This is a genomic window from Agarivorans sp. Toyoura001, assembly GCF_005405585.1.
Taxonomy (GTDB): domain Bacteria; phylum Pseudomonadota; class Gammaproteobacteria; order Enterobacterales; family Celerinatantimonadaceae; genus Agarivorans.
Genome location: NZ_BJEQ01000001.1, coordinates 184,514 through 210,075, shown reverse-complemented (window position 1 = coordinate 210,075; position 25,562 = coordinate 184,514). Strand labels below are relative to the sequence as shown.

Annotated in this window: 24 protein-coding genes; 9 read left to right on the top strand and 15 right to left on the bottom strand. The window is 44.1% G+C overall.

From position 1 onward, the window contains the following. Positions 1 to 164 precede the first annotated feature (164 nt). A complete protein-coding gene (gene ushA / locus FFR00_RS00945) occupies positions 165 to 1,826 on the top strand; it encodes a bifunctional UDP-sugar hydrolase/5'-nucleotidase UshA (protein WP_137671494.1) in 1,662 nt (553 codons plus the stop codon). Positions 1,827 to 1,941: 115 nt separating this feature from the next. On the opposite strand, the gene FFR00_RS00940 is transcribed toward ushA, so the two are convergent. Then, complete coding sequence (locus tag FFR00_RS00940) at positions 1,942 to 2,277, bottom strand: zinc ribbon domain-containing protein YjdM (RefSeq protein ID WP_137671493.1); 336 nt, start codon at positions 2,275 to 2,277, stop codon at positions 1,942 to 1,944. 520 nt (positions 2,278 to 2,797) lie between these two features. On the opposite strand from FFR00_RS00940, the gene FFR00_RS00935 reads away from it, so the two are divergent. Beyond that, positions 2,798 to 3,181 (top strand): ester cyclase, encoded by a 384-nt coding sequence (locus tag FFR00_RS00935; protein ID WP_174235913.1) that lies wholly within the window; start codon positions 2,798 to 2,800, stop codon positions 3,179 to 3,181. Between the two features lie 90 nt (positions 3,182 to 3,271). Here FFR00_RS00935 and FFR00_RS00930 read toward each other — a convergent pair whose 3' ends face one another. From FFR00_RS00930 to FFR00_RS00915, 4 genes are all read right to left on the bottom strand, one after another. Continuing rightward, positions 3,272 to 4,441 (bottom strand): DUF1624 domain-containing protein, encoded by a 1,170-nt coding sequence (locus FFR00_RS00930; protein WP_137671492.1) that lies wholly within the window; start codon positions 4,439 to 4,441, stop codon positions 3,272 to 3,274. A gap of 143 nt (positions 4,442 to 4,584) precedes the next feature. Beyond that, entirely contained in the window at positions 4,585 to 4,911 is a 327-nt protein-coding gene (locus FFR00_RS00925) for a hypothetical protein (protein ID WP_137671491.1), read from the bottom strand. Positions 4,912 to 5,033: 122 nt separating this feature from the next. After that, the gene (locus tag FFR00_RS00920) at positions 5,034 to 5,294 is read right to left on the bottom strand and encodes a hypothetical protein (RefSeq protein ID WP_137671490.1); all 261 of its coding nucleotides are present in this window, start codon (positions 5,292 to 5,294) and stop codon (positions 5,034 to 5,036) included. 70 nt (positions 5,295 to 5,364) lie between these two features. Continuing rightward, entirely contained in the window at positions 5,365 to 7,272 is a 1,908-nt protein-coding gene (locus FFR00_RS00915; RefSeq protein ID WP_137671489.1) for an alkyl/aryl-sulfatase, read from the bottom strand. 122 nt (positions 7,273 to 7,394) lie between these two features. Between FFR00_RS00915 and FFR00_RS00910 the strand changes: the two genes are divergently transcribed. Further along, positions 7,395 to 8,294 (top strand): LysR family transcriptional regulator, encoded by a 900-nt coding sequence (locus FFR00_RS00910; protein ID WP_137671488.1) that lies wholly within the window; start codon positions 7,395 to 7,397, stop codon positions 8,292 to 8,294. A 195-nt stretch (positions 8,295 to 8,489) separates the two neighbouring features. Further along, entirely contained in the window at positions 8,490 to 8,672 is a 183-nt protein-coding gene (locus tag FFR00_RS00905; RefSeq protein WP_201798664.1) for a hypothetical protein, read from the top strand. Between the two features lie 86 nt (positions 8,673 to 8,758). On the opposite strand, the gene FFR00_RS00900 is transcribed toward FFR00_RS00905, so the two are convergent. Beyond that, positions 8,759 to 9,769, bottom strand: coding sequence for a 2-hydroxyacid dehydrogenase (locus FFR00_RS00900; protein ID WP_137671487.1), 1,011 nt, complete (start codon positions 9,767 to 9,769; stop codon positions 8,759 to 8,761). 92 nt (positions 9,770 to 9,861) lie between these two features. On the opposite strand from FFR00_RS00900, the gene FFR00_RS00895 reads away from it, so the two are divergent. After that, positions 9,862 to 10,278 carry a CidA/LrgA family protein gene (locus tag FFR00_RS00895; RefSeq protein WP_137671486.1) on the top strand — a complete coding sequence of 139 codons (417 nt, stop codon included), beginning with the start codon at positions 9,862 to 9,864 and terminating at the stop codon, positions 10,276 to 10,278. Then, on the top strand, positions 10,278 to 10,955 hold the full coding sequence (locus FFR00_RS00890) for an LrgB family protein (protein WP_137671485.1): 678 nt from the start codon (positions 10,278 to 10,280) through the stop codon (positions 10,953 to 10,955). The genes FFR00_RS00895 and FFR00_RS00890 overlap by 1 nt, the downstream gene beginning before the upstream one ends. A 207-nt stretch (positions 10,956 to 11,162) precedes the next feature. Here FFR00_RS00890 and FFR00_RS00885 read toward each other — a convergent pair whose 3' ends face one another. The 6 genes from FFR00_RS00885 to FFR00_RS00860 all read right to left on the bottom strand — a co-directional run bounded on the left by FFR00_RS00885 (position 11,163) and on the right by FFR00_RS00860 (position 18,088). Continuing rightward, entirely contained in the window at positions 11,163 to 12,821 is a 1,659-nt protein-coding gene (locus FFR00_RS00885) for a P-loop NTPase fold protein (protein ID WP_137671484.1), read from the bottom strand. 516 nt (positions 12,822 to 13,337) lie between these two features. Next, positions 13,338 to 14,582: an NADH:flavin oxidoreductase/NADH oxidase family protein gene (locus FFR00_RS00880; RefSeq protein WP_137671483.1), complete on the bottom strand. Its 1,245-nt coding sequence runs from the start codon at positions 14,580 to 14,582 to the stop codon at positions 13,338 to 13,340. A gap of 326 nt (positions 14,583 to 14,908) precedes the next feature. After that, positions 14,909 to 15,181: a YfhL family 4Fe-4S dicluster ferredoxin gene (locus FFR00_RS00875; protein ID WP_137671482.1), complete on the bottom strand. Its 273-nt coding sequence runs from the start codon at positions 15,179 to 15,181 to the stop codon at positions 14,909 to 14,911. 340 nt (positions 15,182 to 15,521) lie between these two features. Next, positions 15,522 to 15,782, bottom strand: coding sequence for a hypothetical protein (locus FFR00_RS00870; protein ID WP_137671481.1), 261 nt, complete (start codon positions 15,780 to 15,782; stop codon positions 15,522 to 15,524). A 91-nt stretch (positions 15,783 to 15,873) separates the two neighbouring features. Beyond that, positions 15,874 to 16,554 (bottom strand): response regulator, encoded by a 681-nt coding sequence (locus FFR00_RS00865; protein WP_174235912.1) that lies wholly within the window; start codon positions 16,552 to 16,554, stop codon positions 15,874 to 15,876. After that, positions 16,547 to 18,088 carry an ATP-binding protein gene (locus FFR00_RS00860; protein ID WP_137671479.1) on the bottom strand — a complete coding sequence of 514 codons (1,542 nt, stop codon included), beginning with the start codon at positions 18,086 to 18,088 and terminating at the stop codon, positions 16,547 to 16,549. The genes FFR00_RS00865 and FFR00_RS00860 overlap by 8 nt, the downstream gene beginning before the upstream one ends. Before the next feature lie 139 nt (positions 18,089 to 18,227). Between FFR00_RS00860 and FFR00_RS00855 the strand changes: the two genes are divergently transcribed. Then, entirely contained in the window at positions 18,228 to 19,418 is a 1,191-nt protein-coding gene (locus FFR00_RS00855) for a DUF1566 domain-containing protein (RefSeq protein WP_137671478.1), read from the top strand. A gap of 77 nt (positions 19,419 to 19,495) precedes the next feature. Here the strand turns inward: FFR00_RS00855 and yegQ are convergent, their stop codons facing one another. Beyond that, positions 19,496 to 20,863, bottom strand: coding sequence for a tRNA 5-hydroxyuridine modification protein YegQ (gene yegQ, locus FFR00_RS00850; RefSeq protein ID WP_137671477.1), 1,368 nt, complete (start codon positions 20,861 to 20,863; stop codon positions 19,496 to 19,498). 178 nt (positions 20,864 to 21,041) lie between these two features. Further along, a complete protein-coding gene (gene rdgC, locus FFR00_RS00845; protein ID WP_137671476.1) occupies positions 21,042 to 21,950 on the bottom strand; it encodes a recombination-associated protein RdgC in 909 nt (302 codons plus the stop codon). A 344-nt stretch (positions 21,951 to 22,294) separates the two neighbouring features. Here rdgC and FFR00_RS00840 point away from each other — a divergent pair, with 344 nt between their 5' ends. Next, positions 22,295 to 22,714 (top strand): gamma-glutamylcyclotransferase, encoded by a 420-nt coding sequence (locus FFR00_RS00840; RefSeq protein WP_137671475.1) that lies wholly within the window; start codon positions 22,295 to 22,297, stop codon positions 22,712 to 22,714. A 106-nt stretch (positions 22,715 to 22,820) separates the two neighbouring features. Further along, positions 22,821 to 23,099, top strand: coding sequence for a putative quinol monooxygenase (locus FFR00_RS00835; RefSeq protein WP_137671474.1), 279 nt, complete (start codon positions 22,821 to 22,823; stop codon positions 23,097 to 23,099). A 96-nt stretch (positions 23,100 to 23,195) separates the two neighbouring features. Here the strand turns inward: FFR00_RS00835 and FFR00_RS00830 are convergent, their stop codons facing one another. Further along, positions 23,196 to 25,508: a carbohydrate binding domain-containing protein gene (locus tag FFR00_RS00830; protein ID WP_137671473.1), complete on the bottom strand. Its 2,313-nt coding sequence runs from the start codon at positions 25,506 to 25,508 to the stop codon at positions 23,196 to 23,198. Between the last annotated feature and the right edge of the window lie 54 nt (positions 25,509 to 25,562).

Below are 25,562 nucleotides of genomic sequence, written 5' to 3'. Positions count from 1 at the left end.
TCTTCTTTTTGCTTCGCTTTTGTTAGATAATTTTTGGCTATCAACACTTTTGGCAAGGATGGCTTAGCGGCTTTAGGCTTTAGCTATTTGTTCGCGTAGACTGGTTGTAAGCGATTGTTGTTGAACTATGATTAGCTTATTCACTTCATCATCAAGGAAGAAAGATGAACCTGCATTCAGGCATTGCCCTCGTCCCTACTTTATTAGCTGCTAGTTTGTTAGCAGCCTGTAGCTCAGCCCCACAACAAACTTGGAAGGTTGACCAAAATTACAAAATTACCGTGTTGCATACTAACGATCACCATGGTCGTTTTTGGCAAAACAAATACGGTGAATATGGCTTAGCCGCACGCAAAACCTTGATTGATAGTATTCGTGAAGAAGTAGCCGCCGAAGGTGGCAGCGTACTGTTGCTGTCGGGCGGCGATATTAATACCGGCGTGCCAGAGTCCGACTTGTTAGACGCCGAGCCAGACTTTAAAGGCATGAACATGTTGGGTTACGACGCTATGGCCTTGGGAAATCACGAATTTGATAACAGCCTAGAAGTATTAGCCAAGCAGCAACAATGGGCAGGCTTTCCTTTTCTATCCGCGAACATTTACCAAAAATCTAACGGCGAACGTAAATTTAAGCCTTACCATATGTTTGATCTGCAAGGGGTAAAAGTAGCGGTTATTGGCTTTACTACCGAAGATACTTACAAGCTTGTACATCCAGATAATGTCGCCGATTTAGAGTTTCGCGATCCGAAGCTTGAAGCAAAACACGTTATTGCAGAGCTAAATCAAACAGAGAAACCTGATTTGGTGTTTGCGGTGACACATATGGGGCATTACGCCAATGCTAAACATGGGGTAAATGCGCCGGGCGACGTGAGCTTGGCGCGCTCACTTAATGAAGGTGAATTAGATTTAATTGTTGGTGGTCATTCACAAGAGCCTATGTGCATGGAAGGCCCCAACATGTACACCCAAACGTTTAAGCCGGGTGACGAATGTAAACCCGATAAACAAAACGGCACCTGGATAGTACAAGCTTATGAATGGGGCAAGTACGTAGGACGCGCTGACTACAGCTTTAAGAACGGTGAGTTCACCCTCGATAGCTATAAGTTAGTGCCGGTTAACTTAAAGAAAAAAATAACAGTAGATGGCAAAAAACAGCGGGTATTTGTGCAGGATAAAATACCCCAAAATCCTGAGGTACTGGCGCTACTCAGCCCTTATCAAGAGCAAGGTCAAGAACAGCTGGGGGTTAACATTGCCGAGCTAAGTGGCCGCCTAGTAGGGGACCGCAACAAGGTTCGCTTTGGCCAAACTAATTTAGGCCATCTTATTGCCACCGCGCACAAAGAGCGAGTGAATGCCGACTTCGCTGTGATGAACTCCGGTGGTGTGCGCGCCTCAATTGAAGAAGGCGAAGTAAGCTATAAAGACGTACTCACGGTACAACCTTTCTCAAACACTATTACCTATGTAGATATGAGCGGCAGTGAGGTGATGGACTATTTGTCGGTAGTAGCTGCCATGCCGGTTGATACTGGCGCTTATGCGCAATTCTCAGGGATTGGTATGAAAGTAGCTGCTGGCAAGGTAAGCGAAGTAGTGATTGGTGGTAAACCTTTAGACGAAACAGCCAGTTACCGTTTTACTATTCCTAACTTCAACGCTTCTGGTGGCGACGGCTACCCGAAAATTACCGGCCACAGTGGTTTTGTTGATACTGGCTTTGTAGATGCCGAAGTACTTAAAGCCTACCTAGAGCAGCAAAGCCCAGTGAATGCAGCTGACTACAATGATAAAGGCGAAATTACCTACAAGTAACTAGGTCTTTTGATTAGAAAAGGCCTCGATTGAGGCCTTTCTGTTTCAGAAGTGCTAAGGAAAAATGGTGAATAAACCCGAGCAATTGTATTAGAAGTGCAAGCCTTGGTGCATCTTATGCTTTCTTTACGAACTGCGCCGTAATCATCATTTCTCCTGCGCCATCAACCTTACAGTCCAATTGATGGTCTTTGCCGTCGACTATGCGCCTGACAAGGGCTTTGGTGCCAATTTTTAAAACCAAAGAACTGCTTTTAACTTTTAAGTCTTTGGCTAATGTCACCTTGTCACCTTCAGACAACAGCGTCCCGTTTGCGTCTTTTACGTTAATCGTTTCAGCTTCGGCTGCTTCTGCTGGGTTCCATTCGTAAGCGCATTCAGGGCATACAAGCTGGCTTTGATCTTGATAAACATATTCGGAGTGACAGTTTGGGCAAGGTGGGAATGACATGGTTTTCGACTTCTGAAATTGGATTAAAGCGCTATGGTACTGTGCTAATTCAACAAGAGCGAGTTTAGAGAGTTACAAAATTCAAGCGAGTATTGCTGAGTCTTGTTAACCATTTTATAAGTTAGCATAAACACCTCATCTTGTTTAAATGAAGTGCCTATGGAATTAGATGAATGATGGTAGTGTATTTGATCCGATTGTTATGTGTTTTTAGCATCGCCAAATCAAACTAAATACCGGTATAAATGCTGATAATCTCAGAGTGAACCAATAGCCCCAATAAACTATACATTTACAATGGATTTCACATTGGGAATTGGGTGGTCAAGAAATGTACATCATTAAAGCACCTGAAATATAGTAAGGCCTGAAGCTTGCCACTACGCAAGCCGGCAACTGGGTTAGCTAAATGAGCCTTTTAGGAGTCAACAAGAGTGCTTGCTAAGCTATTTAGGGCTTACTTCAAGCTCCATGTTCTATTATATCTAGTAGGTAACTTTTAGCAGAGTAGTGGACAATAATGGGTATGCACCTAAAACAAAACAAAGCGAACGCCGTAGCATTTTACCAAATGGCTTATTTAGGAGAGCCAGCAAAAGCCGTTGAGCTGTATGTGGGTGATGAATATATTCAACACAATCCCTTAGTGGCAAATGGCTTGCAGGGCTTCATTGATTATTTTGAAGAGATGCAACGTGACTACCCAGACAAACAGATTCGATTTTTGCGCACCATTGCTGAGGGTGACATGGTTGCGCTGCACACTCATCAAACTTGGCCGGGTAACGATCAATATGTCACCATGGATTTTTTCCGCTTTGATGAAAACGGTAAAATAGTGGAGCACTGGGACAGTATTCAACAAGTGCCAGAAGGCTCTGCCAATGGCAATAGTATGTTTTAGGGCACTGCTGCAACTAAAGAGAAACCGACTTGTGAGTCGGCTTTCTTATTGGTCATTTAGCGCAAGCGAGCCGAGTTAACGGCTGCGATTTTACAGGTATTTTACCCAAGCTTGTTTACTGGCATGTTTATAGCGAGCAAAGGCGCGAGTAGGGAAGTACAGCAACACAACCAGTATGGCAGTGAGTAACCACACTTGCCAAAGCGCAGCAAATCCAAATATATCTCCAGCGTTCGGGCCAATCCCCCACATGGCTAGCTTGTAGCCAATTAACAATACGTATAAATGAAATATGTAGAAGAACATGGGCGCTGAACCATAAGTTTTTAGCGCGTCTGTGAGTTTATTTTGGGTCTTTTCAAAAAGCGCTAACAAACTTAAGGCTATGCCTAGCGTGAGCAATATAAACATTAAAGACGGCGGGTATTTAGTGAAGTTTAGAAATGACATCACGCTTTCTAACCAAGTTGCACCTGCTTGCCACGGCAAGTCTTCCCCGTAAATATTAAATCCACGCAACACTAACATTAAGCTCAATGCCAGCAATGACAGTTTTACTAAAAAAGCTGGGCGTTGCTCACTGTTAAAGCTACGGCTAAATACTGGGCCAATGGCATAACCCAACAGTATTACACCAATCCACGGTAGTACTGGGTAAGAAGCAAACACAGTGAATGAGTCGCTGCTATAAAGTGGCCCACGGTCGTGCAAAATAGTCCATAAGCTGTAACCCCACTCACCGAGAGAAAATTGAATAAACTCCAAGCTATTATGGCCAAATACAATGGCTAACCCTAAGGCGGCAATCCACTTGTGTGGCAGTTTACTTAGCAAACCTAGGGTAATCATGCTTATGCCAATCGCCCAAATAACTTGCAGGTAAAGCGCGTTATAGGCACCAAACCAAGAGAAGTTAATTAAGGTTACTTCAAGCAGGACTAAAAATAGCCCTCGTTTTAACAAAAACTGCTGCGCAGAGCGCGGTGGTTTGTTAGCGGGGTTTGCATAGAGCCAGGCAGAAACACCGGTAAGAAACACAAATATTGGCGCACATAAGTGAGCCAAGATACGAGTGAAAAATAGCTCTGCTTCGGTGTCTTCTATGGTGATAGGGTCGGTGATTTTATGCTGATAATAAAAGCGCTCGCGTACGTGATCGAGCAGCATAAATACCATGACCAAACCGCGCATTATGTCGATGGAGGCGAGCCTTGGCCCTTTAACTGGGCTGTTTTGGGGAGTCACTGTGTGTGTATTCATTAATTCTTTTCGTTTTGTGTTCGGCTTCGGGTTCGGCTTCAGCCATTGTTACTGGGCGAATACTTCGCCCTAGCCAAGGCTAGTTACCAAATAAGTAAGCTTGCTTAAATCTTAATTAAAGCACTAAGCGTAGTCGTCAATGCTTAAACAAAAAGAACCGGGGGCGCGCGAATGCTTTTCCCGTGGCAAAATAATGGGGAATAGAAGGTTGCTTGGGCAGTGCTAATGTCTAAATAGTTGGCTTCTACTCGATGAGCGGGTGGGCTGACGAGCAAGCTTATAGCACAGCTGTGCAATAGTGATTGCGAGTGACATTGGCCATTTTTATGCTGCTCTACGCTGCCACTGTTTACATGGGAGTGGTGACCTGCTTCATGCATTAACTCGGCAAGCGCCAATAGACTAGTGGTTTGGCCTAAACCCACTGTCCAAATAATAAGCGCTATAGATAAAATACGATGCTGAAACATGTTTTAGTATATTTGTGTCGGTGATTCGGGGGTATGACAGAGCTTTTTACCAAAGCCGGAGGCTGTAAGCAATTTTTCATTGGCTTACTTTAAGCTTTGCTGAGTTGCTGAATAATCGGTGTTTACGCTTTTGCTTTCGTGTTGGGCATTTTGTAACCCGGTAGTTTTCGAAAACCCTTCGCCTGAAATTGGTTTTTAGTAGTCTTAGCGGGCAATGCTTTTAAATTAAAAGGTTTAGGCTGCTTACCTTGAGATTGATTTAACGCGTCTACCAAGGCCTCGTGATTGTGCATGTGTGGAGCCGAAAACAACATATCGTGGCTGCAGGCGTAACTGGCTATTGGGCTTAGTGCGATAAATGCAACGAGCAGATATTTTCTCATATTAGCCTCTGGGATGTGATTGAAATAAATAAGAGCGCCAAAGGCGCTCTTTAAGTCACTACCTAAGCGATTAACGCAAAGTGATTTTTGGGTTTTCTGCTGGTTTGTCTAGCAAGCCAAAGAATGCAGGAACGGTTGCTGCGTCGCCATCTAAGGTGATGTAGCCCGCTTTCACTGCTTCAGCAAAATCTACTTTACCTACTAATAAACCTAGGAATACTGGTTTAGTAAGATTAACTGTTGCTTTCGCTTCGCCGTTATAGCCCTTGTGGAATTGCGCCACAGAGCGACGAACTTCTAGTGCATGAACTTCTTTAGTGTCTGAGAAGTTAAACGCAATGGTGAAGTGTTGGTCGGCGCTGCGCTCGGCGTTTAAGCTAAAGCGAAGTGCGTTAACAAGTTGCGAAGGTTCAAACTCAGCCATTAAATCAGGGGCTTGAAGGTTGATTTTCTTCGAGTAATCAATGGTACCGTCTAACTCTTGAGCAGAGGTTAGGTACCAGTTACGCCAGTTGTTATTGGTTTCACGGTAACCTAGTTCACGTAAGGCTTTAGCTTTAAGCAGACGAGGTTGCATGTCATTAAGATCGACACGAATGACGTGAGTAGTAAGCTCTGCGCTCCATTGGTAATCGCCATTGTCAAATGCGTCGATAGCGAACTTCATCATTTTGGCTTTGCCGCCTACCATCTCAACATAGCGTTGAGAGGCGTCTACCGAGTAGGTTGCGTTTAGTGTTGTTGGGTCACCATCAAACCAGCCCATTTCACCTACAAAGATTTGCTTAGCTGCATGGCGAATAGAACCGTAGAAGTCACCTAACCAAGGGTGGTTTTCAAGGTGCTTAGGCAACTTAATTTCACGGATCAAATCTTCTTGAGTAGAGCCGTTGTTAATCGCTTTAATTGATTGGTCGTAAGTAAACTGAATCGCATCTCGGTAAGCCGTTAGCGTGTTGTCTACGTGCTTAGCACCAACCACTGGGCGACCATGAGATAACATCATTGTTTCTGCTTGGTACTCACGAAGTACGTCGATACCAGGGAACCAAATGCTTGGGTCACGGTATTTAGTGCCACGAATGGTGTGCAAGTTAGGGAAGCTTTCGCCTTGGATTACTTCAGAACCAAACAGTAAGTTAGCTTCTGGGAAGTAGGCAGTGATTTCGTCAGACGCTTCAGAAGGAACGTGTTTGAACTCAACCTTAACACCAGCAATGTCCATCTCTAATACGCCGTTAAAACCTTCAACTAGGGTATTAGGGGCAATAAGGCTGTGCTCGCGAATTTCAAAATCTGGACCTAGGCCACCGTTAATTCGGCCACCTTCTTCTACGCTAAGTAGAGTTCCTAATGAGTAGTCAACGCGGAAACCAAGTGCTGGACCAGTACCACCCATAGAGCCTTTAACAACGTTAGTCATAAAGGTATCGTGAGCAATAATTAAGGCATCTTCTGCGCCTTCAATACCACGTACGCCGGCGTAGTGATCTGGGTGCCAGTGCGAGTACATAACTGCTGCAACAGGCTTTTTGTTGCCAGTTACTTTACGGAAATCAGCCATTACGTCTTGCATTTTGTCTACTGACTCAACCGGATCAAGAATGATAAGGCCGTCGGTACCGTCAACAATCATTGGAGAGGTTAAGCCGTAACCGTAAACTTGAAAGTACTTATCTTGGTATGCAAATAAACCCTTATCCATTTTCTGCGAGTGTGCAGTTAACTGTGGGTGAACTTTGTCTGATTTAGCATCAAAGGCATCGTTACCACCGGTAGGGATCCACTTCATGTCTTGGTTTTCACCATGCCAGTAGTGAGTTGCACCAGAGTCTTCACCTAAGTAGTAATCGTGTGAAAGAGTAGGAATGGTAATTTCTACGCCATCAAAACGGTGACTATGGTTGTCGCCCGCAACCGCTAGGTTTGCTAAGCCAGAGGCAATAAGTACAGATAAAGCAATGCTTGTTTTTTTCATATCGAAGCTAGGCCTTGTTTACGTTTAAGTTGGCACTAAGCTACGCCAAAGCATTATCGCTTTGCTGATATGTGATATAAGATATCTAATAATTGATGAATGAAAATCAGAATTCTTAACTCATGAAGCATTCAGACTACAGTTTAATTCCTACTTTTGTGGCGATAGTGGAAGAGCGAAATTACAGTAAGGCAGCCAAACGGTTGGGCATTAGCCAATCGGCTGTGAGCCAGAGCGTAACTCGCTTGCGCGACATTTTTAAAGATAACTTGTTTACTCGCGGTAGCCACGGTGTAGAGCCCACCCCCTATGCCATGGATATTTATCCTGCCTTGGCCAACTCGGTAGAAAGTATTGCTCATATGTTGCCAGAGCAACGCCACTTTAATCCGGCTAAATGCCAACGCCAGTTTACTATTGCGGCTTTAAGCGTATTCAGTTTCACGTTATTTCCTCAGTTATCAAAACGCTTATTTGAACAAGCCCCGTTGGCCTCGGTAAAAACCGAACCTTTGTTTGGGCAAGATATGATCAGCTTATTGCGCACCCATCAATGTGATTTGCTGATTGAAGCTGAATCAAACCGCTACCCCAATTTACGCTCGCAAGTGGTCATGCAAGATAAGTTAGCGGTGGTGTGCAGAGCGCAGCACCCAAGAATAAGTGGTAGTGAAATTAATCTAGAGCAATATTTGAGTGAGCAACATGTCATTCACTCCCAGCCGGAGCAAAAATTCGGCTACCTCGGTGACATGGGAATAGCGGGCCTAACAGAGAGGCGGGTTGCCTGGCAGGCGAGCGGCATTATGGACATGTTACCGCTGATAGCCCAAAGTGATTGCATGGGCATATTACCTGAGCGATTAGCCTCTAAGCATTGCCAGCACTTTGGCTTAAAACCCTTACGTGCAGACTTTTTGCCTGCGCAAATAGTGGTGAGCATGTATTGGCATCCTTCTCGTACTAATGACCCAGCGCATCGCTGGTTAAGAGATCAATGTTTGTTGTCGGGTCAGACATGAGCCGATTTAGCATGCTTTGGTAATTAGGTTAAGCTATTGATTTAAATGCTATTTTTAAATAGGGTTTGTTGCTAAAGTAGCGCTGCTTTTATTTGATAAATAGGAATTTTAATGAAACAAGCAGTACTATTCATCATCGGTGTATTGGCGGTAAGCGGATGAAATTCTCAAGCGACTCCCACTGGCGAAGCCTGTATGGGATCGCTAGGCGACTCATTGGTAGAGGGCTTAAATAATCAGTGTAAAGCCGGCGATGCCATTGCCACTAAAGAGCCAACTTATTATTGTGATTTTAATTATGCGATTGCCTACAACGACTATAATTCGGCCATGTGTATTTATAGCGGCAAGCTCAAAGATGAGCGCACAGCAGGTTAGCCGTTACTTGCTTCTCTAATAACTAAAAAGGCAGCACTTATTGTGCTGCCTTTTGTTTTTCGGTTTGTTTCGTCGCGTTTGGCGCGTTAGCTGTTATCTATCACTTCAGCGGTGACTTCATTTCCGCTACGTTGGCCTTCGCTAAATGCTTTTACGTTAAGCAAAGTTGTGTCGGCAATGCTCTGCAAGGCTTCTTGGGTTAAGAAGGCTTGGTGGCCAGTAAAGATAACGTTATGACAAGCCGACAAGCGGCGGAATACGTCATCAAGGATCACTTCAGCTGACAAGTCTTCAAAGAACAGCTCTTTTTCATGCTCGTACACATCTAAAGCTAAGCCGCCTAAGGTGCCGTCTTTTAGCGCTTCAATACAGGCTGTAGAATCCACCAATTTTCCGCGACTCGTGTTAATAAGCAGGGTGCCTTTTTGCATTTGGCTAAAGGCAGATTTACCAATTAAATAAGTATTTTCGGCGGTAAGTGGGCAGTGCAAGCTAATGATTTGTGATTGTGCCAAAAGCTCTGCCATAGTCACGTATTCAATACCCAAATCAATTGCTGCTTGGTTTGGATAAGGGTCAAAGGCGATAACTTTACAGCCAAAGCCTTTTAAAATACGCGCAGTAGCCAAGCCAATTTTGCCGGTACCTATTACCCCAGCGGTTTTACCGAAGATGTTCATGCCGGTTAACCCTTCTAACGAGAAGTTGGCATCGCGGGTTCGTTGGTAGGCTTTGTGAATACGGCGGTTTAGCGTCATCATTAATGCTATGGCGTGTTCGGCCACAGCTTCTGGCGAGTAGGCAGGTACTCGAGAAACGGTAATGCCTAGCTGTTCTGCTTTAGCTAAATCAACATTATTAAAACCGGCACAACGCAGCAATACCAATTTAATGCCGTGATTGTGCAGCTCTTCTAAGGTTGCTGCCGACAGGTCATCGTTTACAAAGGCACATACTGCATCTGCGCCATGCGCTAAACGCGCCGTTTTAGCAGACAAGGCGATGTCGAAATATTCTATGCTAATGGCTGAAGAAGTATTTTGTGCATCAAAATGGTCACGGTCGTAGCGCTTAGCGCTGAAAAAACTGATCTTCATAGCGGCTCCTAAAACAATAGTAGCTAACGATAGCTTGTTTTGTAATTTTATTACATAATAGCGTCATTGAATAACAAAAGTCGACAGAAGTTATGAGAAAGTTTCAGAAATCAGCTGTTCTAGAAATTGCCTCCGGCCTATTGGTTATTTATGCCGCTTTATGGCTTGGTCGTTGGCTGGGCGAACTTAGCGGAAACCTTCTCCCTGCAAGCATTATGGGTATGTTGCTGCTTACTACAGCTTTGCAACTCCGTTGGGTAAAGCTGGCTTGGGTAGAGCGTACCGCTAATCAATTTGTGCGCTGGATGTCCCTGTTGTTTGTGCCTATTAGCATCGGCTTAGTGGAGCACATTGAAACTTTATTACAGGCTCTGCCGGCTATGTTGGTCACCTGTGCCTTCGCTACCTTAATATTGTTAGTGGTAATTGGTAAGCTTTACCAGCATTGGGAGCTAAAAAGCGACTCAAATAATACCCAGCAATCAGCGGTAAATGAGGATGCTAAATAATGATTAACTTCCTCTATCTTCCACTCACTATTGCCTTATTTATTGCCGCTAAGCATTTTCAGCAGCGCTTTTCTGTTACCTGGCTTAATCCGGTTCTTATTACCCTAACTATTTTGGTTATAGCCTTACTGGCCTTAGATATCCCTTTTGCCGATTACAACCAATACAGTGGTTGGCTAAGTAAGCTATTAGAGCCAGCAGTGGTGGCCTTAGGTGTGCCGCTTTACAAGCAGCTTTATGAGATAAAGTCAGAGTTACCACGTATTGCTATTACCATATTGGTAGCGGCCGCTGTTGCTATTAGCTCAACGGTAGCAATGGCGTTAATGGTAGGTGCTTCGCCGAAAATAGCCGCCTCACTAGCACCCAAGTCGGTTACCACACCAATTGCAGTTCTTATTAGTGAGCAAGTGGCGGGTGAGCCAGCATTAACCGCCATTGCTGTTCTGATTACCGGCTTGGTGGGGGCGGTAGTTGGTATTCCAGTATTAAAACTATGTGGTGTGCATTCAAGCAAAGCGCAAGGCATTGCTATGGGCACCGCTTGCCACGCCTTAGGCACCGCAAGAATCGCCGAAGAAGGCCACCAACATGGCGCTTACGGCGCATTGGCTTTAGTACTTAGTGCCACCTTTAGCGCGCTGCTTTGCCCGCTAATTGTACCGCTGTTTGCTTAATGCAGGCTTGAGCCTTCTATTTTATAGTTTATGGAACTGCTTTTGGGTTTGGTAAAAGGGAAGTGTTGGTACGCGAAGATGCTTAAAAGCCTAACTCGTTTCTGGACAAAAGCTTGTTACGATCTTCAATAGGGAAATGTCCCGAATAACCTTTTTTAACTCAAAATATTCAAGCTACCAATCAAAGTCCCCACAGCCTAAGAAATCTTAGCTTGCGGACAACAAATTATAAATTCTTGTAAGTAATCCCTTCCGTAAGCACGGAGTCATCGAATCTAACTGTAACTTCAGTAGAATTGGTAATTGCTCTCTATTGTCTTTTCCAAAAAATTGGTCGAGGCTACTGACTCGATGAACCTCTATACAGAAATCCCAAAATAGCTCTAGGTCATGATGATCCCATTTGCCGATAGCATCAAGCCAATCATCCGCCTTTAAAGTCAGTGGCTCCTGACAATTAGTTGCATGCGTATATGCTTTTCTGTCAACTTCGATCCATTTTGATGTAACTATTTCTTCGATAAGTTGAGCATGATTATCTTTACTCTCTTTTTCCTTGAAGTATGACCTCAACTCATCGATATTTTTTGGTAAACCAGAATTACAAGAAAAAGTTTGAAAATGTCGCTCTTCTGACGGAGTTATGTACTCAAGCCTTTCTTGAGCTATGTTGACGATATTAGATAATCGTTCGTCGTTAGATGCATCCAATGAGTATAAATAGGCAAGGAAATTAACGGCGCTATACCATAAGCTCAGCGATGGGTTGGTTTCATTCGATACATAATCAATTAAAGATGATATTTTTACTTCAAGCTCTTCATCAGAATACCTACTTAACCCTTTCGCATGAATGAAATCTGATAACTCATTAGTTTTTGGGTGAAGATTATGTAGGTCAGAATCTCGCAATGGTCTCGATAAACAGCCAAGTGTAAACTCAACAAATGAATTGCTTTCATCATGAAATATGTATTGCTTATAAAATGGATGGCGTTCATCTTGCTCATCATGCATGCATATAGTATTGATTTGTTCAACTATTTCATCCAAACCTTGATCTTGTTGATGATGCAAAAAAGAAAGGTATAGCATTTTATGGAAAAGCGTTTGCTTAGAACTCTCGACATCAATTTCATCCTCCATAGAGTCTAGCATTCTAGACACCTGTTTCATCCTGTCACATAGCCTAATAAGTACTCGTAAGTTCAAAGGCTGTATCTCATCTAATCGTTTAATCATAAAACGTTGAATGTCAGGGGAAACATCTAAAGTTCTGAAAGCGATATCGAATGCATTTTCACTAGAGATCTCATACTTAAATTTCCAGCAAATTACCTTTTCGATAAGAGACTTACTGACTGATGACTTCGAATCATTCATAACCACTATTGCTTTAATGCTGCTTTCGGAACTGCACATATCATATAGGTCCCCAAGTATAAGGGATGCTAGAGAGCCATCTTCAATACGTTCCAGGTCATCAACGATAATTGTCACGTCGTTAATTTTTGAAATTATGGATTGTTTCACTAAGCCAGACACTGACTCAATCAATTGACTGGATTTTGTAACATCACCAAGTGCACTAACAGCTTTTGAAAATATGCTTACGGTTTTTTCTGCCGTGTCTGATTCAGACTCGCCAGCTAAAGACAAGTATCTTCCTATTAGCTTCTCGTGAAACTGCTGTAACGATTGGACACCTAGCACCGATATTAGTAAGCAATCTTGATCTGAGTGCGTGCTGTATTCATGAGTTATAAAATGAGTTTTGCCAACTCCCCAAGCACCATCCAACAGGACAATTGGCGCAAGAGAGCAGTTCTCAAACACGTCAGTAATTTGTTTTGCTAAGTCACTCATTTATTACCTTAAATCCAATATCTAATGTAGATTTGATTAGCAAACCACATTACAAAAACTTGGTCAAATGAAGGTTGAAACAACTTTCGCAGTGAGCTAACTAAACTCACTTTGGGGCATTTGCATGTTAGCTTTCACTTGCCCCTTTCATTCACTATCGCCGAGTCGCGGAAGTGACAAGCGATTAAGCCGAGCACTGATTGAGCGTAGCGAGTTGCGCAGGTGCGCTTGGCACTGAGGAACGTAGGATAAAGATAATGCAGGGCGACCTTTCTTTTTGCTTCGTTTATCTTTGGTCGCTAAAGAAAAATGACGTCGTCGAGAGGTGAAATCCAATACAGCTGCCAAGGGAAAGCAGCATCAAGTTAACAAGCTTTGGGGCGATGAGCTAACACGCTGACAGTTGTGGTATGGCTCTGTTAGTTAAACATGCCCAGTAAGCTAATAGTTAAACCATTCCCAAGAAGACACAGAACGTGGATTAATTACGTTCTGTTTCTTTATCGGTTTTACTGGCTAAGCCCTGCGCTTTTTAAACGCCAGCCAGCCGGCACTTAAGATGGTTTTACATACCACACCAAGTGCACTTAATTTAGGATCGGCATTTTTACCTGCAGCAATACGCCACATTTGGTGTTCGTACCATACCAGCCCTACCATTGCCATTTTGTCTAGCGCAGGTTTGCCAGTGGTAGGCACAATTAGCGGCATTCCGTGGTTTGGGTTTTCTATTAACTTATTGGGAAAATCGGGGTCAACAGCCATGGTTCGTGCAATGCCAATAAAGTCTGTGGCCGATGTACTTAGAGCTTCATTCATTGCTGGTCCAGTTCTAAAGCCACCCGTTACCACTAATGGTGTGCTAACCAATGTTCTAACTTTTACCATGTAATCCATAAAATAGGCTTCACGTTTTATGGTGCTTGCCTTTACCGGGTCACTTTTATTTTTAGACCCCATCATAGAAGGGCTTTCGTAGGTGCCACCCGATATTTCGATTAAATCGATACCATTATCACTGAGTGTTTGCACAACCTGCATTGATTCTTCTTCAGTGAAGCCGCCTTTCATAAAGTCGGCGCTGTTAAGCTTAATACCAACCGAAAAGTCATCACCTACCTCTTTGCGGATTGCGCGATAGACTTCGAGCACAAATCGAAGTCGATTGTTTAATGAACCACCCCATTTATCGCTGCGTTGATTGTGCCTCGAGGACAAAAACTGGCTAACTAAATAACCATGAGCGCCATGAATTTGTACCCCAGTAAAGCCGGCTTGTTTTGCAAGCTTGGCACTGGTGGTAAATTTATTAATAATTTCATGGATCTCGGTATCATTTAGTTCACGCGGAGTATTAAAGCTTTTTTCTAATCCATGCCCTAACGATATAGCAGAAGGTGCAACTGGCTGCTCGCATAAAAATGTCGGGATTTGTTTACCTGGGTGGTTAAGTTGCATCCATATTTGTGAGCCATTTTGTTTTCCTGCCTCAGCCCAATGTCTAAATAACGCTAAGTCACTTTGCTCATCTAAAACAATATTTTTGGGTTCACCCAGTGCAGATCTGTCCACCATTACATTACCGGTAATCGCTAAACCAATTCCACCTTTTGCCCAACGCTGATATAGGGTTACTACGCCGGTAGTAGGGTTATGTTGCTTATCGCCGAGCTGTTCACTCATCGCTGATTTAAACAGGCGATTTTTAATCACTTGGCCATTACTAAGGGAAAAAGGTTCACTGAGCTTAATTGCATTCATGCTGGTTGTTACTGCTATATTCTTTTTATTGGATTGGCTCAGTATGCGTTATTTTATGGTTATTTCCGAGCATTTAGCGTCTATTTAGACCCCATTTAAGCTTCCGCTTTGATTTAAGCAGACATAGCTGGGTATCAACTCTAAAACGCACTTTGGGTTGCAACACGTTAAAGACTTTTGATAGTCGGCTGGCTCTTCTTTCGCTGGAGCGTGTTAACAAGCTTTGCTGTAAGTAGTTAAACTATAGTGTTTGCTAAGCACCAGTAGATAAACAAAAGCCGCAACGGTTAGCTGCGGCTTGTTAGTTTAGCAGTGGGCAATTAAGCCTAAGCGGAACCTTTAGCAATAAGTAGTTCGCCGTGCAGCGCCACAAACTTATCGTAAAGTTGGTCTTCGGTCTCTTTGTGTGCAGGGTCTACGGCAATGCAATCTATTGGGCATACATCAATGCAAGTAGGGCGCTCGTAGTGGCCTTTACATTCGGTGCAGCGCTCTGGGTCGATAACCGTAATAATGCCATCGTAAGAAATAGCTTGGTTGGGGCACTCTGGCTCGCACATGTCGCAGTTAATGCATTTTTTGCTGATCTTTAAGGCCATAATATTTTTACTATCTTCATCTGTTACTGGTGTTATTCAAGGTGGTTAAACTGTCCGTGAGGCTAAGTAACCAAGCTGGTTAAGCTGCTTAATACCAAAGATGATGTGTAGTGGTTGACTATAATGAGTGTAGCTTAAGTCAACGATGTTTTAATTATGATCACGCTAGGGGCAAGCTGCGCGCATTCTAACACAAGCTAAAAAAAAACCAATATTGTCACACAATTTGTCATGTTTTAAGGAAGCAAGTGGACGAGTGGGTGAGCAGAAGAATACAGAAAGGGTGAACCGGGGTAGTTACCGCAGTGAAACACTACGGTAATGCTACAAATAGTATTGCTTAGTCTCGCCTTGGGCCACCTTCGGGCATGCAGCTAAGTTCGTCGTTGTCTGGTGGCGAACCACATATACCATTAAGCGCTTCATCATCGCGGCCATAAAAGCTACAGCTGTCGCCATCGTTAGCGCTTTCGCAGGCTTCTACCGCTTCTTTCGGTGGCTGACGCTTTTCTTTTGCTTCGGCTAAATTAACCGTGCCGGTAATACAAACAAATAGCAGCGTGGAGAATACCGCTTTTCCAAGGTGAGTTTTAAACCACATATCCGTTTCCTATTCTTAAATGAGAGTGCATAAGTGTATAAATACAAAGTGCAGAAACCATGCAGGAATGGTGTAAACACGGTGGTTTTATTTACTCAACTTTATACCCCAGTCCGTAAATAGAGTGGATGATGTCGCAGTTATCGTTTTGTTCTGCCATTTTTTTGCGTAGGTTTTTAATATGGCTGTTAATGGTTTGCTCGCTCACAATTCGATTGTCTGAGTAGCAATGCTGCATGAGTTGTTCTCGTGAATAAACTCGTCCAGGTTGCTCCATTAAAGTCTGTAGTAGTTTAAATTCGACTGGTGTGAGCTCTAAATCGAGACCATTCACCCGGCATTTAAAGGCATTCGGGCTGAGTTCTACATTGCGGTATTTGACAGAAGAATGACGCTCTTTGGGGGCATTAACACGTCTTAATATTGCATGCACTCGGGCTACCACTTCACGTGGTAAAAAGGGCTTACATACGTAGTCATCAGCGCCCAGCTCTAAACCGAGTAGGCGGCTAATTTCATCTACCCGTGCGGTCAGCAGCATTATGGGCACATCGCTAAATTCGCGCACTTGTTTACATATAGTTAAACCATCAACCCCTGGTAGCATGAGGTCTAGGATAACAAAGGCGGGTTGTGAGGCTTTAATTGCGCTTACTGCGTGGTTGCCTTCGTTAAGAGTGCTCACTTGAAAGCCGTCATTCTCTAAATAGTCTGCTAATAGCTGGGCGATTTTTTGTTCATCTTCAATGATCAGAATATGCTGTTTAATCATTATTTTCTCTGGCTATGAGGGGTAAACGGACCTCTATTTTTAAGCCACCCAAGGGAGATTGTTTGGCTGTAATATTGCCTTTATGGGCGTTAACAATGTTTTTGCATATCGCCAAGCCTAAGCCAGCACCCGCGGTCCGTCGGCTCCGTGAAGCATCGGGTCGGTAAAGCGGCTCGAAGAGCAGTTCTAATGCACCGCTATCTATACTTGGGGCGGTGTCGTTAAAACAAATGATGACTTCACTGGCTGTAGCTCTGAGCTGTATATCTATATCGCCGGGAGCAGCCGTATAGGCGAGAGCATTTTCTACTAGGTTGGTGAGTAGCTGTTGCAGCCGTATTGGGTCAGCGCTTATCTCATTATTGTTGCTACAACTTAATGTAATGTTTAATCCGCTTTGTTTGGCTCTTGTGGTCACTGACTCAACGATTTGCTCTAGATGCTCTGATACCTTGAGTGTTTCAAAATGATATTCTAAGCCACCAATATCCGATAGCGAGAGTAAGTAAAGGTCTTCTATGAGCCGCCGTAGACGCGAGACTTCGTTGTCTATGGAGTTAACTTGAGACATGTTTAGTGGGCGAATACCGTCTTTTATAGCTTCAATTTCTCCGGTTAGTACCGTGATAGGCGTTCGCAGCTCATGAGATATATCGGCTAAGGATCGGCGGCGCGCGCTACGATTGCTCTCTAGCTGAAGTCCTAAATTATCCAAATCGCTCATCAACAGGCCTAATTCGTCGTGACGTTTTTCGCTGATGGGGTTGGAGTAATTACCTTTAGATAACTCAGAAATACCGGTTAATAAACGTTTTACTGGTGCTAGCAACATTTTGGCTAAAAGTGCCGATACTAACGCCGCCATCGCCAAACATATAAGTCCAATAGCGATGCTAGCTCTGGCTTGATGCTGGGAAAAGGCGGTTTCCTGTGGCGAGTGAAACTCTCGCCTTGGTGTACTGCGAAGCTCCCCTACTATTTGCTGGTTAGAATAAACGTTTACGCTAATAGGTTGCGGGCTGGCAGCAATTTGAGGGCCAGCTAAGCGCTCCCCTTGTTGGTTATACAGCGACGTGGGAGTGATGAAATGCGGTGGTGGCGAAAATGGGTCAAATGCTTCGTCGAAATGAGGCGGCGGGTGTCTTGGGCCGCGTGGCTTTGTACCCAGCTTGGTGAAAGAGTGGATGCTTAATTCTTCAAAGGTATCTGACGGCAGGGAGGCCCAATCGTTGTTGGCTTGTTGGTATTCGAGCGATAAGGCCGAGGCCAAGCTTTGCAAGCGTTGTTGTTCTAATGCATTTACGTAATCAAGAAATCCGCGCTCAAAGCTCCAACGAGCCAATAGCATGGTTACGCAAAGGATAAAGAGAGTAAGGCCAATAAAGGCTGTGCTGAGTTTTTGAGTTAAGGACATAGTCGTTGAGTTTAGCCGCCGCATAATAGCGCTACTGCTGTACACCGCAAGGATTAAGCTTTGTGGGTTAATTATGCCAAATTTTTTGTAATGAAAAATGGATAAAACATGCAGATTCACTTTCTCGCCTTAGAAAAATCTGCTTAAGTCAATGTTCGCATATTCTAGTAACTGCATTCTTTTTCCCTACTTACTCCACGTTATCTGCATTTTTGCGCATAACACTAGACGCTTAATCAGCAATTAGAAAGGATAAGGCATGCTGGGCGAACGCCATTTACACCCGTTAACGAAGTCTCAATGGCTAATACTGTTCGGCTTGGGTGTATTACTCAATGCTTGTAACAGTATCGACAATCCTTTAAGCCCCAAGGAAGAAGAAGCGAGTTTGGGCTTTCAACTAGTAGATACTGGACAGACACATTGCTCCGATAACGACGGAGAAATCATCGATTGCCCAAGTAGTGATGCAGCCTTTTTTGGGCAAGACGCTCAGTATTCAGGAAGTGCCTTTAGCTTTACCGACAATAATGACGGCACCGTGAGTGATAGTGTAACTGGCTTAATGTGGCAACAAGTGCCCAGTGATGAAAGTTTTAGTTACCAAGAAGCGGTGGATTATTGTAACGAGCTTGAATTAGGCGGTTTCAGTGACTGGCGTATTCCAAATACCAAAGAGTTGTTTTCGATCAGTGATTTTTCTATTGGTTGGCCTTATTTGGATACGGCGTATTTCGCTATTGCTAGTTATACGGTGAGTAAAGATGAGCAGTACTGGACAGAGCGTTATGTAGGTACCACAGCAGACGGGGGGACTGAAGCCGCCTTTGGGGTGAACCACGCAACCGGTCACATTAAGGCTTACCCTGCTAGCGTGTCTGGCGCAATGGGTAACTATGTTCGCGCTGTACGTGGAGGGAGTTACGGTGAGAATGAGTTTGTAGATAATGTGGATGGAACGATTACAGATAATGCCACGGGCTTAATGTGGGCGCAGGCCGATAGCGGGTATGGAATGAATTGGCAAAGTGCTTTAGCTTACGCTGAAGAGTCTTATCTTGCTGGCTTTACCGACTGGCGCTTACCTAACATTAAAGAGCTACAAAGCATTGTTGATTACAGTAAGTCGCCTAGTGCTGAAGATGAAGCCAATTTAGGCCCCGCCATTGATAGCGAGTTTTTTGAGATAACGGTGCTGACATCAGATGTAACAAATACCTCCACTGATTATGGCTACTTTTGGTCAAGTACTAGTGCTTACTTTGGCGGCGACAGCTTAGATTACTATTATGCTTGGTATGTTGCTTTTGGTACTGCTCCAGATGATGAGGGGAATGATTTTCATGGGGCGGGTGGAATGCGTTTTGATACAAAATATGCAGATGGACCCTTAGGCGAAGGGGGCGAGCGTTTTTATAATTTCGTACGTTTAGTGCGTGACGCCTCTTAGTTAAAGCTAATAGTTAAGGTTAAAAAAGCCGATAGTTAAAACTATCGGCTTTTTTTAGTTTATTTCAAAGCCACCAATTAAGCTTTTACTTCGCTCGCTTGATGCGGGTTACGCGTATCTTGGCCAGATTGTAAGTTACGCATGATCAGGGCGTGGTTTAAATCTATGTTTTCTGGCACTGGTAAAAATACCGTGTGGCCGCTGCCTTTAGCGTCATCTATTAGCTCACCCTTCTTATTTTCTAGGTGCTCTAGTTTGAAGTTAAGGTTGCCTTGTGGCGTCATTAACTCAAGGGTGTCACCTAATAAGAACTTGTTCTTAACGGTGACTTCAGCAAGGCCAGCAGCGTTACGACCCGCTACTTCTCCAACAAACTGTTGGGTATCGCTAATCGAATAGCCATAGTCGTAGTTTTGGTACTCGTCGTGAGTATGACGACGCAAGAAGCCTTCGGTGTAGCCGCGGTGGGCAAGGTTTTCCAAGGTACCCATTAGGCTTGGGTCGAAAGGCTTGCCTGCAACTGCATCGTTAATCGCTTGGCGATAAACCTGAGCGGTACGGGCGCAGTAATAGAAAGACTTAGTACGGCCTTCAATTTTAAGTGAATGCACACCCATTTTGGTTAAGCGCTCTACGTGTTGAATGGCACGTAAATCTTTTGAGTTCATAATGTAGGTGCCGTGCTCGTCTTCAAAAGCGGGCATGTATTCGTTAGGGCGGCCTTGTTCTTGTAATAAGAACACTTGATCACTTGGCGTACCTGAACCCAAAGTTGGCTCTACTATTTGTGGCTGCGCGGCAATAATGTCGCCCACTTCGTTTTCTTTGGCTTCGTGTGCGTTGTATTTCCAGCGGCAAGAGTTAGTACAAGTGCCTTGGTTAGGATCGCGCTTGTTAATGTAGCCAGACAACAAACAGCGGCCAGAGTAGGCCATACATAATGCACCGTGTACAAATACTTCAAGTTCCATTTCTGGTACTTGCATACGAATTTCTTCGATTTCGTCTAGCGATAACTCGCGCGACAAAATAACCCGTTCAACCCCTTGCTGGTGCCAAAACTTAACGGTGGCCCAGTTAATCGCGTTAGCTTGAACCGATAAGTGAATAGTTTGGTCTGGAAAGGCTTCTCGCACCATCATAATCATGCCTGGATCAGACATAATTAAGGCATCAGGCTTCATGGCAATAATTGGCTCAATATCGCGCAGGTAAGTTTTTAACTTAGCGTTGTGCGGGGCAATGTTACTTACCATGTAGAGTTTTTTGTTTTGCGCGTGAGCTTCGTTGATCGCTAGCTGTAAATTCTCGGCATTAAATTCGTTATTTCTCACGCGTAACGAATAGCGAGGTTGGCCAGCGTAAACCGCATCTGCACCGTAGGCAAAAGCGTAACGCATGTTTTTTAAGCTGCCAGCAGGTGACAGTAATTCTGGTGTAAACATCAAAGCTCCGGGTCTGAGTCGAATCATTGAGGAAGGCTGCGAGCAGCACAATAAGGGCGCGCATTTTACGCGGAGAGAACAGGGCTTGCAATGCTTTTGGCTAAAAAATCACCAACCAATTAATAAGTACTTGAAACTATGTTAATGGTTGGTGAATGAGGTAAGTAACTGTGGGGACTTAGCTGGTTAATTCGCCGCCTAAGGCTGCGATGAGATCTGGGATCATTTTAGTCAGCTCGCCACTGGTTAGGGCGAAATCGGCATCAAACCGAGCGGCAACATCACTTTTGTCGATGTCTTCGTTTTGCTCTGTGATGGTATCTGTAAACTTAACCCCTTTAATGCTCATGTCTTCGCTAATTAAAAAGCGAATAGAATCAGCCCAAGTCAGCTCTAGTTTAGTCACGAATTTGTCGGCATCTAGGTGTACTTTGATTTCGTCGCTGAATAAGTCTTGTTCTTTACAACGAATAATACCGCCGCCTTCTAGCGCGCTGCGCAACTCGGCTTCTTCACCTAGTTCAAAGTTAGCGGGAATGGCTTTTTCATTTAGCCAATCAGTCATGGTTACGTCTGCTTGGTTGGCTAACTTAATCGGGGTAACCGGCAAACTGCCTAAAGACTTACGCAATAATGAAATCACTTCTTCGGCTTTTTTGGCGCTACCTGCGTCAACAGCGATTAAGTTGTTATCTGGGCTTACCCAAGCGTAAGTTAGGCTAGTGCGAGAAAATGCGCGCGGTAATAGCGTCATCACAATTTCTTCTTTTAGTGCGTCTTTCTCCGCTTTTTTAAGTGGGCGCTGCTGCTCTTGCTCAATTAACTCAACTTTGTCGGCTAAGGTATCGCGAATCACCGATGCCGGTAGCATCTTTTCTTCTTTCTTGGCACATACCAAGTATTCGTTACCGATAACGTGAGTAAGGCTTTGGCCAAATTTGCCCATTGGCGTTACCCAACCAAATTTGCTGATGTCTTGGCTTCCGCAAGGGCTAAAGCTTAGCTCGTCTAGCGTAGCGTCTAGCTTTTCTGGTTCAAGTTCCAGTTCTTTGGTAATTCGGAACAGCATTAGATTTTTAAACCACATAACGGAATAGCTCTTTGATAAATTAGGGGCGCTATTCTACCAAAACTGATTGACTTGTCAGGCGGCAATGTTGGTTTTTTTGAGGCGCTGAATGTGGATTTAAAATTAACCTTGGGGCTTTAACAAGAGCGGTAAATCAAAAGCATGGCTTATTGTGCTTTCTTGTACGCCTTTAAAGATGCCGTAACTGTATATTTCCTAAATGTATTTGATCTTGAGAGAGCAGAGTAATCTACCTATTATCAATATATTAGCGCCAGGTTGCAGAGTGAATTAGTGAATAACTACACCGTCGAATCTTTCCGCTATTGCTTAGTGCTATTTGAGTAAACAAAGGAGATAAATTGCCTAAAGTATTTGTGTTTGGAACATTGAAAGAAGGATTCCCTAACCATCGGTCGAATAGAGGCGTTCGATTTCGGAGTGAGTTTGAAACAATAGAGCGCTACCCTTTGTATCTTGTGGGAGATCGCTATTCACCTTGGTTGATTTTGCAAAAAGGTTCAGGAAGTCGAGTTTCAGGGCAGGTATTTCAAGTCTCTGATGAAGCACTCGCTGTAATGGATAAATTGGAACGTATTACCGAGCCAGATGGCTATAACAGGGTTGAGATATGTGTTCGTTGTAAGATTAGCAATGACCAGTTTGTTGTATATGCTTATGGTAAACCTAGACAGCAGATAAACCCTAAGGACGTTAAACGCGAACTAACGGGCGAGTACTCAGCTGAGGATGCACTGCTTTACAGTCGTCGTTCTTTCTAGCGCTTGGTTTGGCATAGGGCGGAGTGAGTTAGGTTCTTTTTACTTTGTATAAGCGATAGTGCTGTCGCTAGCGATTAACCATTCTATGTTATTCAGGAGTAGCTGCTTGTCTACAGTCATTCTGCAAGGCTTTATCATGGTTAACGACGCCGATCTTGAAACGGTAAAATGTGCGCTGATTCATCACAAACAACTCACCTTAGCCGAGGAAGGCTGTTTGGTGTTTAGGGTTGAGCCTGATGAGATTAATCCGAAGCAATTTAATGTGTATGAAGTGTTTATTAGCCAAGCAGCATTTGACTGTCATCAAGCTAGGGTTAAAGCCTCTTATTGGGGAGAGGTAACCAAAGATCTTGAAAGGCATTATCGGATAACTACAGCCTAAGGTAAAATTGAAAGCCTTACTTAGAGACTGCGCAAAGCGCTGTCTTATAAAAAAGGCCTCAAACAGAGGCCTTCTTTATTACTTAGTTATTACTTTTTATTGCTCGACTAACACCGCTTCATCTAGCATAAAAGAGCTTCCGCTAGCGGGACCAAAGAAGTGCAGGGCGGCTTCTTTTAGGGTGCCTGTATAATTAAGCGTAAATTGGCTGCTAAGTGGCGACCATGCCGTGGTGCCAGTTACTTGGTCAAGGCGTACCCAGTGGTAACCGTTGCTATCTTGGTAGTAAAGGCGGGTTTCAATTTTATCCGAACCTGATGCCATGCGAACCCAAGCGTCTAATTGGTAGGTAGCGCCGTTTTTAAGTTTAGTGGTGATTAGCTGTTTAGGGCCGTGATACCACTCGGTTCGCTTGCTACTAGATAGTCCATAGTTACCTAAATAGGCGGTATCTGTAACGCGAGTAGTGGCCGAATATCCCGACAGCCAACTCGCAGCGTTGCCTGATTCAAAGCTACCATTACCTAATAGGTTTACTGGCTCTTGAGGCGGAATGTCTGCTCCTAAGTTCACTACCGATACTTGGTCTAAATAAAATTCGCGACCCGCTTCTGGGCCATAGAACATCAAATAAGCTGACTCGATGCTGGTGGAGCTAGACAAATCTAACTCTGCAACAAACTCGCTCCATTGCTCACCGTTCATCGCGCTTTTGCCAAGGTTTATGAAGCGGAAGCCATTGTTATCGGTAATTGCTAAAGTAGCCTGAGCGGGTTGAGAGCCTGTACCCAGCAGTTTAACCGAGCCTTTAATTTGATATTTTTGCCCCGGTGTTAGCTCATTGCTTAAGTAGATAGCAGGGCCCGCGTAGTTTTTCGTTCGCCCATGCGAGCGTAAACTGTATTCGCCAGTTGCGCGGGCCATCGCCGATTCGCTCACTTGTGAATTGTACTGACCAAGCCAAGGTGCTAATCCTTGTTCAAAACTGGCATTACTTACCAAGTTGCCTTCAATCTCTGGCACTGGATTGATGGGGTCGGCTTCTTCACCGCCATTAGGATTTTGGTTTACTAAGCTAACTTGGTCTAAGTAGAATTCACGGCCTACTTCTGGGCCGTAGAACAATATATAAGCGCCTTTTAGGTTTGTGCTAGTGGTTAAATCAATAGTGCCTTCAAGCGTTACCCAGCCATCTGGGTTAATCATTGTTGCGCCAATTGATTGAAAACGATGTCCGTTTTGGTCTTCTACCGACAGCGTGGCATTTAGTTTTTGACTGCCTTCACCAAGCAGTTTTATCGCTGCTGAGTAATTGTATTTTTCACCCGCTTGTAATTTGTTGTTTAACTGAAACGCTGGGCCTGCATAGCTGTATTTTCGGTCGTATGAACGTAAGCTTTTCTCACCGGTAAAACGACGTACATCGTTAAGGACTACCGCTGAATCATATTGACCAAACCACGGCGTTAAGCCTTCTTCAAAGCTAGCGTTAGTGATGATGTTGTCGTCGATAACCGGTACTGGGTTAATTGGATCTGGCACTATCGGTTCAACAGGGTCTACGGGGTCTACCGGGTCAACGGGGTCTACCGGGTCAACAGGGTCTACCGGATCAGTAGGGTCGACAATCTTAGAAGGATAGAAGGCGGCCATTTGTGCAGAAATTTGGTTTACCGCTAAGGCTGAGTCTGCGCTGTTAGAGAAGGATGCGTCTACCCCGCAAGGTTGGTTCTTACAACTGGCAATGCGTGGATTAGAGAATACGTCTACCGATGGCGCATTATATAAGTGAGCGTAAGCCATAATAGTGGCAAAACTATAATCTACGCCGTGGCCCATGCCATATGGGAAAACGCCACCAGCGGTGTCTTGTTTGCGGTCGTGGGCTAGGCCCATATTGTGGCCAACCTCGTGAGCAAAAGTTGCCCCACCGCAGTTAGAGCCTGAGATAGAATACATGTAGTTTTTGAACCAATCGTTCATTTTCCCATTACTACCAGTACCAACATAACCTAAACCACAAATGCCTCCCGTGGCTTTGGTTAGCATGGCCACTACATCAGCGCCATATTCGGCGCGCAGTTCTTTTACTTGGGCGTTATTTACTAAATTGTCTAAGGCTGTTCCATCTAATGCGGTAGCGTTTACGCCGGTAAATTTTTGTTGATGTACTAAACGCATTCGAACACTCATGTTACTGGCTTCGTATGCTGAGTTGCTATATGCGACTATTTGGTTGATGTAGGTTTCTATCGCACCGCGGCGATCAACTTCTGCTGCATCATCGTAAAGCACCATTACATCAATGGTATCTAGCGCCAGCGCTTGGTTAGCGCTAAGCGCAATAGTGCAAGTTAATGCTGCACCTGAGAGTGATTTTAACCACGATGACTTAATTGTTTTTTTCATCTCATTTCCTTTGATTCGCCACTAAGCTCGCGGCATCCTTGCTGTGTAAGTATG